Source organism: Dehalobacter sp. DCM, assembly GCF_024972775.1.
GTDB lineage: Bacteria > Bacillota > Desulfitobacteriia > Desulfitobacteriales > Syntrophobotulaceae > Dehalobacter.
Genome location: NZ_CP092282.1, coordinates 199,914 through 216,802, shown reverse-complemented (window position 1 = coordinate 216,802; position 16,889 = coordinate 199,914). Strand labels below are relative to the sequence as shown.

The window sequence follows — 16,889 nt, the reverse complement described above, 5'->3', positions numbered from 1 at the left end:
AGATTAGTTATTCCATGCCGTTAAAACAGGCGAGGTCGAATAGCCCCAACTGGGTCGGCATGTCCCTCAGTCGTTCACCGGTATCGTAATTGGAGATTAGGACTTCGGCATATTCGCAGCCGTTGTCATACCGCTGGGCGAGGTTGTTGATTCGACTGACCGCTTCAATGTGATAGTCCTCGTACAACTCCCGGATATAAGCGCAGTCGTTATAGCTCACCAGCCATTTGCCCTGGCAGGCCGCCAGGTTATCTCGGAGCCGCACATGATCTTCTTTTTTGAATTCCACAGCGTAGTGTCCTTCCGTCTGATAATATGGCGGGTCACAGTAGATGAAGGCATTCTCACGATCATACTGCCTTATCAGTTCTTCAAAGTCCTTGTTCTCAATGACCGTATCCTTAAGCCTCCGGCTGCCCTGCCAGAGAAGGTGAAAGGTTTTACGGATGTCGAAGGGCTGGCAGCCATAGCTGGTGCATCCGCTTCCATAGCTTAAGCGGATGAGTCTGTAAAAAGCGGCGGCGCGTTTCACATCGTTCATCTGCGCGTTTTCCAAAAGGATTAGCTTGATTTCTTCATACTGCAGTTCCGAAAGATACCGCTCAGCGAGCTCCAGTTCCTCTCGCAGGTACTCGTTTGTAAATTCCTCCTTCTCCAGATACCTTTTCAAGACAATGAATTCATCCCGCCCGTTCAGCGGAAGGAAATTCAGCTCCTTTAGTAGAGCGAAGGGGCGGTCGCGGACGCAACGAAAAAGATTCGCAAGGTCAGAATTAAAGTCGTTGTAGACCTCCATGGCGGCGTCGGGTGTCCGTCCGAACAGCACCCAGCCCCCGCCGCCGAAGACTTCAATATACCGTCCGAATTCTTTTGGCATCCGCTGGTAGATCAAGTCCCGCAGTGCTTTTTTGCCGCCCACCCAGCTGATGATGCTGTTCATTTTCATCACCTGCCTTTGCTTGGACGGCTGAATTTATCAACCTCGGTTTTCATGCAGGAGCCGTCCGGACTCCAGCAGATGAAGCCGACTCGGGGATAAGGACATCCTGTACAACGATCGAGATCTTTGGGCAGAGGTAAGGAATACTTAATCGGCGGATCGCATACTCCTGTGACTGTTTTTTCTTCTGGTGTTACATCATGATTCATGGTTCAGCTCCTTTCTCGGAAAAACAAAAAAGGCGCTGCCTTTTGTAAGACAGCGCCTTTTCGTTCTTTTATTCAGTTGTATTGCTCACAGCAATCTGCTGTAATAAAAAAGCACCCTCCAGCTTCACAAGAAACCAAAGAGCGCTATTTATCCGTTCACTTTTTCATTCATCGCATCACCAGGCCTCCGTATCCGAGGTCAGGCGAATTGTTTTTCATATCCTGTTCAAGCTTGAGAGAATAGTTTTCATGATTCCAGAAGCTGGTGTAAATCTCACCGTCAGGAGTTTTGATGGGCCTCTGTTCAAATCCTTCGCCATAACCGTCACTCGCCTGACCAGTCACAAATTCTAACAGCTCGGCTGTTTCTTCGCCAGAGAGGGGTTCTTTAAGCCCTGCGGTCATAACTCCCCACAGCTCGCCGTCGACAACTTCCACAGATGGGATCAGACTATACACCTTTTTATTGAGAGCTTCGTCATGGATGTACTCGGCGAGACCCCGATCATTTTCAAAGTGTCGGTTCTCCTTAGCAATAGCAGCGAGAATTTGATCCTCATATGCCACCGCTTCCCTGGATGAAATGTCCTCTCGCTCATCCTCCGAGCAGTTATACCGAGGATAGGTGAAGATCGTCAGCGGTAAGAAGATGCGCATTGTTTCGTTTGCCATTTTGATTTCCTCCATTCTTTTTAATTTGAGAATCTAAAAAAGGGAATAAAAAAAGCGGGGTATCTTCGCTTAGAAAATACCCCGCTCATTTTTTATGTCAGTTATTCACGCAGGTTCAAATCCCTTCAGAATGCCAAAGAAGTCGTTTGTCATCTCTAAAATTGAAGGGCAAAAAATCGGGGGCCGAATCCCCCAAAAAGGTAAATGCCATACGGGTTTGACCGCATGGCATCTTTTACTACCTAAAATTTTGAGAAGTTAGGTAATAAAAGATGCCACTCAAATTTCCGCTTATGCTCATATTATGGTATAGATTGCGCTCGTAGTAAATCTATCTTGGGAACCTTTTAGCTAAGTCCTCTTCTTCTTTTTGCCAACGTCTTGCTATTTCCTTAAGATCCTGTTGGCTTTTATCTGTATAAGTGCCACGCATCCAAGTAACATCGTCAAAAATTCCTTGTCCCCAGCTTACGTCAATTAGCATTTCAAAATGATATGTTGTTTCGCTTGTACACCTTGATAGGGTGTGATGTCCTTGACTACTAAGAATGGTATATGGATATTGACACTGCAATATCACATTATTTGTTTTCAAATCATCATCAGAAATATCATCATCCCAACAAATTAGCAAAAACTGTCCGCTATTAAATCTAAATATATAGGAAAAGCTCATCTTCTTAAATTCTTGACGTGGATTTTCACTTCTATGACGAATTTCTCCTGTTTCATAATTTATATGTTCAATAATACTATTCGAAAGAAAGGCAGGATTTTTGCCCCATCGAATTTTATTATTACCGAACATATAGTCGGGTGCAGGCGAAGTATTGACAGCAAGACCGACTAATACTGTAACATTTCTCAACGGATCAACTATATTTTTATTCATCAAGAAGTCTAAGATATTTTGTGTAAAGAAGTAAGTATCATCTTTACGTGAACGCAAATCATTAAATGCATATTTCAAGAGCATTTTTTGAAGTAAAGTGTAGTCGTAAGTAAAATCCAATATATCGTCTTTTTCATATTTCTGAACAAAATAATCAGATACTATCGATTTTGCAGACGAATCAATATAAGAAATTCTATTGTTATTGCAATTCGCGCACACGTCTTTTACCATCGGATCTCCCAAGTGGATTTTGCCTCTAAGATTATCTATAGTGGCAAAGCACTCAGGGAAAATATCTAATATGGCACAGGAAATAATATGCTCTTTTGTTCCTTTTGCTTCTTGCTCACAATAAGCACAGATCACTATTGCTTCACTTCCAATTCTTCATATGTCTTATCCAATTCTTTCCCCAAATTTTCAAGTGCTTTCTCAAAATAGTCTAGCTCTCTGGCAATACCATGCAGAGCATATAACCCCATATCTTTGTAAATTTTTGAGATGCTGCAGCTTTGCATTGTGTCTTCTTTTTTTCCTGACAGCATTTTTAGCAACAGCTCAAGGCATTTATCTTTATCTGTTGACCACAAATGAAACAATATCTCAAGCTCCAATATGGTCATGATATAACAACTATCGTCAGTTCCAAATATCTCCGGTAAAGCTGCTTCAATTAAGTGAGTATTTTCAATTGTTTCATATAAAAGTATTATTTTAATAATCGGTTTTGACAGTCTGATTTCTGAACAAGTTGCTTGAATTTGTTTATATGCCTCTGTAATTGCGTTAGTAAAAAAAATGTTTAAAGCATTTAAATCCGGTGTCTGCTGCTTTGCCGATATGCGGATTAATGAGGCCTTTTGCTCAATAACCAATATTGCATCTTCTAAATCAAAATAATAATCAGCGCTTTTCTTTTTCATAGTAGGGATGGATTTCCATTGTTCTGGTAGAAAATGCTTCTCGGCCAGTTCTTTTAGATAGTCTTCGAACATTGTCCCGAAAGCATTGACAAACGCCTGGCTACCTAAATCGTTGTAATAATCTCTCATCAACCAATAAAGGCTATTACTGATCATCCAGAACACTAAATAGAAATTTGAAGCGATATATGCTCCGGATTTATCAGTATGAATGAATGGCTTTGAGTAGAAAATTTGTTTTTTAATCGGAGAATGTCGCACATCATCATAGTTGCACGAATAATATTTGATATATTTTTCAATATTCTCTTTGGTTAACACCGTATCATTCTGTTTTCTATATATTTTCTCCGGCGCAGTAAGCGGATCACAGTGCTGCATACATAGCCAATATACGATTAACTGCACAGATATGTATTCATCAATTGACCAACCGAATTTTTCTCTGATTATTTGCTCCAGGCCAATCTTAAGGTTTCTGTTTACTTTATCTGAGGCCACTAATATATGAAAATTTCTATTGAAGTTTTCATATATCCAGCCCATGTTTTGAAAAGGTAATTGCTCAGAAACCAGTCCAAAAAGTATTTTAAAAACACCGCTGAGATCGGCTTTTCGCAGTTCCTCCGCAGGAGATTCCTGGTTTTCAAATTGGCGATAGAGATCAACAATCTGCCCAACAGTATAAACTGTGGTTGAATTCCTATAATCATTACTGTAGCAAATCGCATGATACTGAATTCCATGAATGTCCCATGCCGACAATTGAACTGTCATAGTTCTCTTCATATTCCCTTGAATGATTGGAACATCAATATTATGTAAATATTCTTGCTTCTTGCACATATCAACGGATATTTCAGCAAATTGATGTATAAGCTTTTCGGTACTTATTCCTTTTATAGTTTGGATAAAATTTTTCATAAAGTATCCACCTACTTTAACCTTTATAACTCATTATGTAGAGCATAAACAGAGATGAAGGCAAAATCCCTTCACGCAGCCCTATGCGGCTAATCTCTCCAAAGTCCCGAATCAGCTCATCTTCGCTTTTAGGATTTCCAAGATTCTTTTGCTCTTCCAGCTTTTTTCTTACGATTGCAAACAGCCTATTCGCTTCAAACTGTGGGATCGAATTTATTTCGTCGATGATTTTCTTCTTAGGAATTGGATCAAACGACAACGCATTGAACACTTCGATGAACTTATCCACCTCGGGGTTATTCGGTATGGGATAGCGGAAGTTGTATTTTTTCTTTTTAGCATCTAATGATTCCCATAAATTTTCGACGCGCAATAATTCATAGGGTTTGGTGACGGGGATTACTTTGTCTGTTTCAGGAAAATAGTAAAAATAAATTTTCTCTAACTTGCTTTCGTTTATGCACCTGAATATGTGGCTGTCATTATTCGGAGACAGTCCAATGATATGCAGTTCTCCCTCTAATTTTAATAACTCGTCAAAATGATAATCCGTACCGACTTTCAGAGCGTGGGGCTGAACATACGTCCTGACAAATTGAAAAGCACATTCGTTCTTTTCTTTCAGAAGTGCAATTTGCTTTTCATATTCTGCCTCATCTCGCTTCGACAGCTCAAGCCAGCGATCCATTTCTTCGGTGGCTTTTTTGATGTTTGACGCTCGTCTGAATTTAAGTTCGCCGCTATAATCCAGCAACGCATTGCAAAAGCAATGTCGGAACTCATCGATGACAACTAACTGCCCAGCCTGTTGGCGGATATACCCTTCAACAATATCGGGGTTTTCGCTGTCAGCGAGGACGGAATAATTTCCGTGGAGATGAAGCACGTGTCTACCTGTCAACGCTTCGAGATTGCAATCATAATTGAGCGAGAAAATATGATTAAAGCCAGCAAAAAAACGCTTCACATTTTTATTCATATTTTGATGGACGTTGGTGATCATCCCATCGTTATAGATCGCATCAAGGATCATACGCTCAAATCCTTGTTTCACTGACTGCCATTGGTCTTTAATGTCAGCATTCGTAATAAAGAATAACCGAATCAGCAAGAACCAGTCCTCAAGCATGATATCATAATATTTCGTAATGGGGGCAGTATATCTGTTCTTGAAATCCTCAATAGCTTCTCGGTCATCGGAAATTCCGGTTCCGTCATAATCACCGTTCCGTGCTTTGTTTGCAATATCAATGAAGGCTCTGAAGATGCCCTCAATGTCTTTACCTAAAATCAGGCCGTTAAACAAAGGATCATATTTATTTGCTCTGGCGTTGAATATGATCCGCTTCATGATAAAATCATTGGAATATGCTTTGCCACCAAATTGAATATTAATTCCATTGCCGAGTAAAACAGATTTCATATAAAACCACCCCCAAAGATTTATTGTTATAAGGATGCTATAATGTAACCACTTCATTGGTACACCCATTCACATGGCTCTAACCTCTATCGAAAATTACATTGCTATAAAATGAATTTCCAATTTTTAATAAATCCGTGCAAGGAATTGCCCTGCACGGATTTACATATACCGATTGCTATTTAAATTCAAGGAAAGATGCTTGGTCCTCTGTTGTCTAATTATACCAAATATAATTGAATTCCTCAATATAAACATTATAAATAGATCATCCACATGGGGTACTCTATAATTTGTTGTATAATAAAAGTATCCTGAAAGAGAGAGGTTGCAGTATGCATAACTTTTATTTAGATGTTAAGGACATCGATCCTAAACTTTTTGATTTTTATGAACGTCGCTATGACGTTTTAGATTTTAAGTTGTTGAATTATACAGACTTTTTTTATCTTGGGAGTGTTGAACATAAAGTTTGTCGATTTTGCGGAAAAGGCGAGCCGGAAGTAGCGTTTGAGAAAATTGCTCATGCCCTTCCGGAATCTACAGGTAATCATTTCTTAGTATCATATTATGAATGTGATAAATGCAATAAACTATTTGCAAGACAACTCGAAAGCGAATATGCCAATTTTTTTAATTTTTATCATAACGCTACCAATATATCAGGTAAAAAAGGTGTACCTATTTATCAATCCAAAGGCGGCAAATCAAAAGCAATTTGGAAAAGTGTTGATGGTTCAGACAAAATATTTGTTATGAATGACACAACTGATGACATCACTACTACTTTTAATGCTGAGACGAAAAAATTAATTCGTACCGGAACAATTCCTTCATATATCCCGATAGCGGTTTTTAAGTGTTTTGTTAAGATGGCTATTAGCATAATGCCTGAAGCAGAGATCAATAATTTTGTTAGAACTATTAGCTGGATAATGGAGAAAAGGCATGTCAATTTCTATTCTGATGAAAAAAAACTCTTGGTAAGGTATAAGATGATCCCTGGCTTTAATGTTACAAAGTATCCTTGTTGCATTTTATACAAACGAAAACCGAATATCTGGCAGGGCCCCTATTTGCTCTTTAGTCTAACTTATGGTTGCTTTTCTTATTTAATTGAGGTCCCGACACTAAAAGACGCATCGTATCACCATATAATGAATGTACCGTTTCCACCTCTCCCGTTTAAGACTTCTAGCGAAGATATTTTTGACCTCACCTCATGTGAAAGGAAAAAAACAGCTACACAAAGTATTGAATATGAATTTGACGATATTAGCGAAATTACAGAACAAATGAAAGATGTCACTCCAGAGTTGCTTTAAGAACAATTTTTTTGTCGCTGAATTGTTTCTTAATAAATTGGCTGGATTATCACCATACTACAAAAATCCCTAATGTCATCTATAAAAACCATCAAAAAAACGGGCCGAAAAATGCACTTTTTCAGCCCGTTTTTTGCTTATTTTTTGCCCAAAAACCACTACATATAGTGGTTAACTTGCCTCATTTGCCTTCAGAACCACATTTCGTCATCAGAATTATACTCTCAACGTGCCTTGGGACTACAATTCGGATATACTTCACAGTTTCTATGTAGTAAAACAATTTGAAGTGATACGTGTGCTTCGCGGAAGGAAATGGATGTTTTAAAAGCTTGAACTTTTTACCTTTATTCCAAACTGTTCACAAATGTCTTTAGTTAGTTTTGCAAGTGGCCTATTTCCTAAATTTTCATCTGTCATATAATTAGCCATAACACATTGCCAAACTTCATCCTCAGATTTAAACATATCTGGGTATTGTATTACTAAATCTTTTATCATTTGTTTATCATAGACTATAGCTTTTTTAATTATTTCCTGAGCATAATCTTTGTGAGTTTGATAAACCTTTTCTATTTTAAAGGTATTAATAGAGTTCTTAATTTTTTCTACATTTTTACATTCTTTTTGTACCGATAACTCTATTTCAAAATTGCTCAAACTATCCCAGATATAATCCATCGTTTCAGATTTTATTGTAAATTTAGCGTCATCTCCAAATTCCTCATCATAAGGGTAAATATGCTTTTCTGCCTCAAAGCGATCGCCCTTAAACCTAGAATTACAAACTTGACAACATGGGATAAAATTATACAACGATAAAGCCAAGAATGGATATTTGCTTTGAGGATAAAAATGATCTAAATCAGCCGTGGTTTTTTTATTATCAATTTCCGTATAATTTGTGACATATTGACGATTGCAGTATGGACAAGTTCTAATATCCATTAGCGATATTAATTTATGTCTATTCCAATTCATTGGCTTATGATCTATTTCAATATTATTTTTATTGTCTCGAAAGCTTTCATAATTAAAAATATACTTCAAAGTATTATTAATTTTTTCTATTCTCTTTTTATATGTTTTAGCAGAGCATCCAACAGCCATTGATGCAAGGATTTGATCATACTCAATTAAACAACTTTTTAAACTACTGATTTTGCCAATTGCTATATCAGATAACACTATATTATCTATAAATTTTTTCATTAAGCTCTCAAGCGTACCCTTTTTATAGCTTATATTATTAATCCGTGGAGTAACATATTTTTTAAAATACTCAAGATGGCATTTTTGAATTAGTTCCCATTCCTTAATTTCAGATATTGCAATTCTTATCATATGGAATCGCCTTCATTCGGTAGTAATTTATTAACTTCTTCTAATGTTTTTGTAAGCTGCTCATGCAAAATTCTAAGTTCATCGCTACTCACTATTTTTCCATTTCTGATTTGTTCTTGAAGTTCAACTATCTGCTTATTTTGAATTGATAGTAATGCGTCCTTATCTTCAGAAAATACTTTTATATACATATCCGTGAGCCGGTTTTTTATAACCGGTTCTCCTACTCTATTAATTACAAATTTAATTCTTTCTTTCTTTAAATTATCTTTAGGTCTTCTTTTTTCTAAAACATCATTTAAGTCTTTAAAAACTGAATTTATTGTATTACGAGCAAATTCTCCTACAGCTCCTTTTTTACTAAGAAAAAAAGAATCGTCGAAGAGTTTGTATATATTCGCTGCAAATGTTTCTTTGTGTTTGGTTCTATTTTCAATATGCGACTGTCCATCCTCGTTTTGCATAATGTACACTGTATTGGATAAAGGTATATCCGACAATACTATGGGAGAATGCGTTGCTAATATTATTTGAATCTTATTTCCAACAAATTGTTCCGATAATTCTTCTAATAAAAAGATTATAAATTGACGCTGCCATTCTGGGTGACAATACAATTCGATCTCATCAATAAGAAGAAGAATATTTTCTCTTGTTGAAGCCAATACATTATCTGATATTTCATGAAAAAAACTTAATAAATTGATCCATGAAAAGAAGTTAAGATAAGCTCTTTCACCCGATGACATTTTTAAGTTTTCTAAGTTTAAATATTTAAATATATAAATGAATGATTTTTCTTTGCGGTATCATTGATGAAGCTAATAAAATTTAAATAAGTGGTCGAGTCTTTTTCATAGCTTATCATAATCTTTTTCTCATACGCCATATCGCTTTCCGGATACAGGTTAGCGATTAAATCACAAGTTAAAATCAGCATTTCCAAATTAGCAATTTCAGCTATAGCTTCTTCGTAATATTCAATATATTCTTCTTCACAGTATTCTCTTAAAAGCTTTCTTAGTTGTAAATAGACAGACTCAGCTGTCAATAAATTAGATAATTCATATTTATCCAAAACATCATAAATAAAATCTAATTCAAATATAAAATTTAATTTCATGCATATTGTCAAATCAAATACATTGCTTTTAGTATTTCTGACAAAACTTCCCCATGCTTTAATTTTATTCTCAACCAAGGATGGATAGTCTAAATGCGAATCATAGCTTGAAGGCTTTTTCACCTTCATTTTGATTAAAATCGCTGGTAACAGCTTACTTGAGATATGTAATTCTGTAGATATCTTCCCTGCAAATCTGCTCATATTTTGTGACTTAAATAATTTATCAAAATAGAGAACGTCACATACCGACTGAAAGTCCATATCATTCTTAGTTGAAACAATCATGTTTTGCAATCCATTATACAAATTATTACCTATTAGCCCTTGAGGAAATCGCACACATTTATTGTAAAAATCATGTGAAAAACTTTTAATACTTCCTACTGAAAGAACGATACGACTAGGTTCTCCCGATTCTGCTGCATATCCATTATCATCTATGTAGTTTCCATTCGTTAGGTAAATCTTAGTTATGGAATTTAAATATGATTTGTTTTCATGCATCTCTTGGAACTTCTTATTATTCATTCGGATCACTTCTACACCATGAGGTACTACAACTTCTTGTTCTAAATTATGAATCACTATGGTTTTATCGGAATCTGCAAATATTTGTAATGTTTTATCAAGCTCATATTCCGCTTCTACTGATTTTTGATATTCCAGTCTATCCTCGTTATGTTTAGGCATAATGTCATTTCTATATATGTATTTTAACAATGTAGTTTTACCTGCTCCATTGGAACCAACAAGTGCAGAAACATTTCTAATTACTTCATTTTCAAAAATATTATAATATGATTCTCCTTCTGTAATATTCACTTGGTACCTATCATCGTCAAAACAAATACTAATATTGTATTTGTTCGATAACAAAACCTCTTGGCTCTTAAATATGCCATTTTCCGATTTATTAATCCACAAATACAATAGTTCCATTGATTATCACCCCTTAATTGCATTTCTTGTATGTGTTTATGATCAATATTTTATATGGAAATAAAATTTTCTTCACCAAACCAAAGCTTTAACTTATTTATTGATTCGTCACTGAGCTTCGATAAAATAACAATTGCTAAATTATATTTGGCTCGAGAACAAATTACATAAAAAAGATTCTTTGTTTTATCAAATCTTGCTTTTCCTTCATCTGTTTTATTGAAATAATTGTTGAAATTATAGCTAGTATTCCAATCATTATCATCGATAAAGCATACTACACTGTCATATTCCGCACCTTTCGTACCATGGTCTGTGGAAAAAGGCGAGGTCTTTTTTACCGTATAATATAAATTACGGAATTGTACATAAGGCAAGCACATCAGTGCATTAAAAAAATCATCTTGTAGTTCTTTATCTTGGAAGTAAACTTTTAGCTTTTCAGGGACAGGTAAAAGATTCCGATTCCAAACAAATTCAAAAATTCCTTTTATCGTTTCGCTTCCTGTTAGCTCTCTAAGTTCTATAATATTTTTATCTAATTGGACCTTATCGTTTAAACACGAAATTTCATATGTTGTCTTTTTCAATAATGCCTGGATTTTGTTTTCGTTGAACAACTCGACTATTTCTTCTATGGTATATAAGAAATTTGCAAAAGGGCAATCTCTATTATCTTTATTTTTAAGAAGTTGATCCTTTCTCTTGGGCCGCCTATGTTCTATATTTATGTTTTCTTCATCATACAGATCGTGTAATTCAAAATAACCATTCTTCTTTGCAATGGTCTTAGTAACCAAATATAGTTTTTTCAACTCACTTTCCGATGCTAAACCAAAATCTTTATTTATGTGCTTTTTAATGATGTTCTCTGTATCTGCTTCATTATCATTCACATAATAACAAATACATTTTCCATTTTTGGGATCTCCTGTTTGCCGTTGTGTTATGTCATTTCTCAATTTATTCAAAAGATTAATTACTTCAATTGAACATCTATAATTTTCCTTTTTAGGGATGACTTCTAAGTTGTATTTTACGGAATCAATCTTTCCGATACTTCCTCCATATATTTGTTGATTATAATCGCCAAAAAAACCAAAAACTATAGTTGAATTTTGTTTTAAAGTCTCCAATATTGTTTGTGCGATGTTTTTATCGGTATCTTGATATTCATCTATAAAAATAATTGGATATGTATCTCCAATTATTTTATGGATAATTGGATAATTTCTTATAATGACATTGGCAAGCCATAAGATATCATTATGTGACACTATACCATTTTTTCGATTGTAGAATTCCCTGTATTGTATCTCTCCCTTGAATTTTTCAAGTTCATCTAAAGTATCATTATACTTAGCAAGCGCCTCTGCCGCTTCTTTATATTTTTTGGTTGTGGGGTTGGAGCTGCTTACTATTTCTGCTTTTTTCAAGGTTTTTTCCTTAATTAAATTGACCAGCTCTGCTTTTAATTCCTTTTGGAAAGGTTTGATAATATCCCATAAAAAGTCATGGATTGTTCTGGCATCCACTAAGTCATCAGCTTTTATTCTCTCAATGATTTCTTCTTTAGCAACATTGGTATATGTTATACAAGCAATTCGTTTATGCATTTTTCTCAAATAGTTACCTTGATTTTCTATTATGTAAAACAGCGATTGAACCAGCGTCCAAGTTTTACCGCTTCCCGCACCAGCCTCTATGATAAAGCTTCTTTTATTATCTATACATTTAAAGACATTGCTTTCTACTTTGCCAGCCAAAACAATCCCTCCTTAATGTATCGTGGGGTGTCCCATTTATCGGGATGAACATACATTAAATCAAACGCAAAGTCGGTTTTTTTGTCATTAGCATCAATATATGAATAAATGCTGTATGATTTATTTAATATCTCATCATCATTTGCATAATCCTTTATGTTATTCTTAATGCTGCTCAGCTTTTTCTTATGTTGAAGAATGTACTTATTATTATCAATAATGAAAGCTTCTTCAAAAGTTCGTCCACATTTAATTTTAGTTCGGCTGTTTAACCGATTGGTCTGATAAGCTACAGCTATAGTAGATGCATTATTAAAATCAAATTTCACGAAGGCAAGATCTTTTATTTTCTTTTTTTGGGGTACCCATTGTACCAAGGTTTGATTAGTAGAAACAAGTTTCTCTAAATCGGCAAGCAATATTTCATGTTTTTGAGGCGATGTCATCTTAGGGGTACAACCGTCTTCTTTATAGTCGATTGTTCCATCTTCTTTGAGCTTTTCTTCTGTATAGCAGCAATCAATATCCGTAATTATTAAAGTTTTTATTTCTAGAAACTCCAAAAATTCTTTAAATTTATGCATATATGCGCCACCGATTTCAATAACGGATATGTATTGCTCTGAAAGAGCTCTCAAATTTTTAAATTTAGGTAACCTAAAAATTTCTTTATCTGTTTTCTTTACAAATAATGGCATTAACAGTCTCTCGCATAATCCTTCTATAAGAATTATTTTATCCGCAAAAAACATATCACATTTTACTAAAGTAATATATTGTTTTAAAAATTGAATCGTATCAATATCAAATTCATCATCATCTGATTCATCATCTTTAATTTTTGTTTCTATATTTGTTTTGAATTCTAATAAGTCCTTTATAGTTACATTCCCATTATTTCTACTGAAATATCTTATACTCTCAAAATCAGCATTTGAAACAATGTGCGGGGAATGTGTTGATATAATAATTTGTGCATTTAAATTATTTTCCTTTAAAAACTGATTAAGTTTTAAAATAAATGTATTTTGTAACTGTGGATGCATATGAGCTTCTGGCTCTTCAATAAAAATTAAATTAAGATCTGTGGGATTTTCCTCTAATATTGACTTAAAGCATAAAATTTCCGAGATAATATATATTAAGTTACTGTACCCCAAGCCATTATATTTTTCCGGCAATAAATGTTCCTTGTCTTTATAAAACAGACGTATTCCACTAAATAGATTTGTAGCCGTAACATTAGATTTTAAAACGATATCTGCACCTTCTACATTTGGATAGCCAAATGTAGCAAAAGAATTAGTAAAACTCTTAAAAAAGTCTGTCAATTTCTTGTCAATATTACTATTTGCCTTATCCATCTCATTATTAAGATTTGCGAATTCCACATCTGCAAAACCATCGATATTTTTCTTCTGCTCGCAATTTTTATATTCTCGTTGAAAAACGGGGGCAAGCTTTGAGCTTGTTTGAGAACTTCCATCTTCAACGTTTCTTTGAGCCGCAATAAAATAATTGCCAATAATTTTATTGACATCTGATATTCTAATTTCTTCCGTTTGAACATCAGCAGAAAATGGTTTTATTATCCTCTTAAAGTACTTTATGAAAATCTCTGATACGCATTCTATTATCTTTTTATTTTCATTTTTTTTAGTGATTTTAACTTTTTGCATATCGTTATGTAGATTTTCGAAGAAGGCTTTTGGTTCCTTTATACAAAACCGAAATAATATTTGCAATATATTGGTAGGTTCTAATGTTGTTAGCAACGGCCTAATATTGCTCCAATTATCTTTTTCGTCATACTCGATGTCCAATAACATTTTTATAGCAGGTATTTTTGAATCTATAGAAATGAAAAAGTCTTCAACTTTTTTTTCATCATTTTTTATAGAAATATATTCTTTATAAGCGGCAATAAAATCAGAATGACAATTAATTGCAAAATCGTCAAAGCTAAAATTTTTATCATTAAGAAACATCTCAAAAATACATGAAAATGATGTTTTCCCCGAATTGTTTTTCCCAACAAGGACAGTAGTTTCATCGTTTAAACGGACACTGCAGTCCTCTAACAACCTAAAATTATTTATTTGGACAGTTTTCAATTTCATAATTGTCCCCCCCATCATAAACTTGCGATTTTACAAGATAGTAAGAGGTATTTTGCATCTCAATTAAACAATTTTATCTTTTTGTCCAATATATCTTGAACTATCTCGTCTATCTGCCCCACAAACGAAATATGCATCATCAGTTTGTTCATAAGATTCAGCAGCCCCGAAAGGTCATCCTTATGAAATTCACAATGCGTGTATGCATATGAATTAAACTTCAGCCAAACATTTTTTATGACATTATATCCCGATATCTTTAATCGCTGTATGTCTACCGGACAATGGATCTTTAAAGTTACCGATCCATCAGTTAAAACTATTTGTTCAGTCTCTTCATTTAACTCATAGGAACGAAGCCTGAATGAAGTACTTGACACTGTACTCCAGAGACTATCTGCATTAAGTCCCAATACATTCTCAGGAATATAATCATGTTGCTCCAGACAGGCAACGCTATGGCCTATTTCACTTAAAAGATTAAACGTTTCTGCATTGTCAACAATAGGTACTCTTGCTCGTTTATCTGAACGATGAACAGTGAATAATGCCCCTTCAAACGCATCTAAATACTTTTGAGAACAAAGTATTGCGTAGGTGTAGAAAACAATTTTATTGGCTACATCCAATTCGGAAATACCTAACATAGTTGATATATGCTGCCGCAAATTCGCATCGATGTTGTTTTGCATCACGATGCCTTCGGCAGTTTTCTCTGAATACTGATTAAGATATATATGCGAATTTCCTCTGGTACACATATCGTTGTCCGGATGATTCCAGCAGAACGATACAAATTGTTTGAGCGAAGAATCTAAATCCTTAGGTGCATGAGCCATTGCAAATCCTACCGTATTTTCATTGTTGTATGCCTGTATGATTTCCGGTCTGAGCCGTGTTCCTCCTCCACCGACTTTCGCATATTTTCTTAATACATCTTCCCAAAGAATTACATTTGACGTCAAAAACGGCCTAAAGGAATATTTACGTATTTTCTCACTCATTAGTGTTTCCAACCTGGAAACATCTCCAACTTCATTCAGTGCGTGCTGAAAGTGTTTAATCTTATCTTCCGTCGGCATCTTTTGTTGCCCCGCAAACCATTCGTTTGCACTTTGGACTCCGTTTTGTGCGATATCTCGTGTCCTTCGCTTCAAAAATGGTACCTTTACATGAGTAAACAACGTTGTGGGAGCTAATTTTATTCCCGAACAATGATTAATAAAAATTGCTTTTTGATTTATCTCTCCGCTTACCGGCCAAAACAAATCATAGAACTCCTCATCAAAAGGCTTAGACGGACAGAAAGAAAAAGTTTCGCAATTAATTGCTTGCTCGGCAAAGAGAGGCATGATGTTATCGATTGGTTGCTGTAAAAAATCCAATTTCTCAGATTTGCCCAATGAAGAACACTCCAAATACATATACTTATCTGTTGTCTTGATCTCGTTATGACGTCTGACAGCAATAATAACCGCGCGGCCTTGCAGAGTGTTAAATAAACTGTCACTTCTGATACCCGTCCTTGCATCGGCATCCACAGCAACTATCCAGATCGCCGAAAAATTATCGCACAAATATTTTCGGGCATAACGATAAGATTCAGCCTCTAAAAATGAAGAGGGGACTATAAAAGATAACACCGAGTGCTGTGTGGATTTTAACAACTTTTCACATGCCCATCTTAAAAATTGCATATGGGGATTGTTAATCTGCTTTTGTATGTTTTGTCGAGCATGCCTGGTTTCTTCCGGCGGACGGAAATCAGTCATCAGATCGCTTATTATTGAGAATTCCGGCCCTTCATTTGTTTTTGAAGAATCAGATGAAGGAGGATTCCCAATTATCAACTTCAACGGCAACGAAGACAGCGTTTGTGCTTTTTGTAATTCTTCGCCTTGAATTGTAGATGTATCCACGGTTTCTCCAAAGGTATAGTTGCTGAGTGTGTTTGCCAAAACAATATTTGTTTTATGTTTTTTTACTCCATACTTATTGCGCAAGATTGCCATTCGGTAATTTGCCAACATATATGGAGCGGGCAAGATCTCAAAACCGCATAAATTATATTTCTTATCTCTTGTATCGTGCATCACAATCTGCTCTAAAAATGACCCGGTTCCGCAACATGGGTCTATGTTCGTACCGAGTTTGATACAAAGAAAAAGAACCTTCTCCAGGTGATATAGCCTGGAGAAGGCTCAAACTAAAGGCGTTAGGAGATTATCTGCTAACTACAGGTGCCTTTATTATTGCAGATGATTTCATTTCAACAAAGATTTT

The 16,889-nt window shown here is 35.2% G+C and carries 13 protein-coding genes; 1 reads left to right on the top strand and 12 read right to left on the bottom strand.

What is annotated here, in order from left to right:
* Nucleotides 1–7: 7 nt before the first annotated feature.
* The 6 genes from LPY66_RS01055 to LPY66_RS01030 all read right to left on the bottom strand — a co-directional run bounded on the left by LPY66_RS01055 (nucleotide 8) and on the right by LPY66_RS01030 (nucleotide 5,986).
* The gene (locus LPY66_RS01055; RefSeq protein ID WP_337986306.1) at nucleotides 8–940 is read right to left on the bottom strand and encodes a DNA adenine methylase; all 933 of its coding nucleotides are present in this window, start codon (nucleotides 938–940) and stop codon (nucleotides 8–10) included.
* A 5-nt stretch (nucleotides 941–945) separates the two neighbouring features.
* Nucleotides 946–1,149 carry a hypothetical protein gene (locus LPY66_RS01050; RefSeq protein WP_015262175.1) on the bottom strand — a complete coding sequence of 68 codons (204 nt, stop codon included), beginning with the start codon at nucleotides 1,147–1,149 and terminating at the stop codon, nucleotides 946–948.
* Between the two features lie 168 nt (nucleotides 1,150–1,317).
* A complete protein-coding gene (locus LPY66_RS01045) occupies nucleotides 1,318–1,821 on the bottom strand; it encodes a hypothetical protein (RefSeq protein ID WP_337986305.1) in 504 nt (167 codons plus the stop codon).
* A gap of 331 nt (nucleotides 1,822–2,152) precedes the next feature.
* Entirely contained in the window at nucleotides 2,153–3,082 is a 930-nt protein-coding gene (locus tag LPY66_RS01040; RefSeq protein ID WP_337986304.1) for a hypothetical protein, read from the bottom strand.
* Complete coding sequence (locus tag LPY66_RS01035; RefSeq protein WP_337986303.1) at nucleotides 3,082–4,563, bottom strand: hypothetical protein; 1,482 nt, start codon at nucleotides 4,561–4,563, stop codon at nucleotides 3,082–3,084. Before LPY66_RS01035 ends, LPY66_RS01040 begins: the two co-directional genes overlap by 1 nt.
* Before the next feature lie 16 nt (nucleotides 4,564–4,579).
* Entirely contained in the window at nucleotides 4,580–5,986 is a 1,407-nt protein-coding gene (locus LPY66_RS01030; RefSeq protein WP_337986302.1) for a hypothetical protein, read from the bottom strand.
* Nucleotides 5,987–6,321: 335 nt separating this feature from the next.
* Between LPY66_RS01030 and LPY66_RS01025 the strand changes: the two genes are divergently transcribed.
* Nucleotides 6,322–7,311 carry an HNH endonuclease gene (locus tag LPY66_RS01025; protein ID WP_337986301.1) on the top strand — a complete coding sequence of 330 codons (990 nt, stop codon included), beginning with the start codon at nucleotides 6,322–6,324 and terminating at the stop codon, nucleotides 7,309–7,311.
* A 324-nt stretch (nucleotides 7,312–7,635) separates the two neighbouring features.
* Here the strand turns inward: LPY66_RS01025 and LPY66_RS01020 are convergent, their stop codons facing one another.
* From LPY66_RS01020 to LPY66_RS00995, 6 genes are read right to left on the bottom strand one after another with little or no spacing between them, the layout of a single operon-like run.
* Nucleotides 7,636–8,655 (bottom strand): hypothetical protein, encoded by a 1,020-nt coding sequence (locus LPY66_RS01020; protein ID WP_337986300.1) that lies wholly within the window; start codon nucleotides 8,653–8,655, stop codon nucleotides 7,636–7,638.
* The gene (locus LPY66_RS01015; RefSeq protein WP_337986299.1) at nucleotides 8,652–9,404 is read right to left on the bottom strand and encodes an AAA family ATPase; all 753 of its coding nucleotides are present in this window, start codon (nucleotides 9,402–9,404) and stop codon (nucleotides 8,652–8,654) included. Before LPY66_RS01015 ends, LPY66_RS01020 begins: the two co-directional genes overlap by 4 nt.
* Nucleotides 9,405–9,421: 17 nt before the next feature.
* Entirely contained in the window at nucleotides 9,422–10,720 is a 1,299-nt protein-coding gene (locus LPY66_RS01010; protein ID WP_337986298.1) for a hypothetical protein, read from the bottom strand.
* A gap of 50 nt (nucleotides 10,721–10,770) precedes the next feature.
* Entirely contained in the window at nucleotides 10,771–12,486 is a 1,716-nt protein-coding gene (locus LPY66_RS01005; RefSeq protein ID WP_337986297.1) for a UvrD-helicase domain-containing protein, read from the bottom strand.
* Nucleotides 12,471–14,606 (bottom strand): ATP-dependent nuclease, encoded by a 2,136-nt coding sequence (locus LPY66_RS01000; protein ID WP_337986296.1) that lies wholly within the window; start codon nucleotides 14,604–14,606, stop codon nucleotides 12,471–12,473. The genes LPY66_RS01005 and LPY66_RS01000 overlap by 16 nt, the downstream gene beginning before the upstream one ends.
* A 59-nt stretch (nucleotides 14,607–14,665) precedes the next feature.
* Nucleotides 14,666–16,744 (bottom strand): type ISP restriction/modification enzyme, encoded by a 2,079-nt coding sequence (locus LPY66_RS00995; RefSeq protein WP_337988168.1) that lies wholly within the window; start codon nucleotides 16,742–16,744, stop codon nucleotides 14,666–14,668.
* Nucleotides 16,745–16,889: the final 145 nt, after the last annotated feature.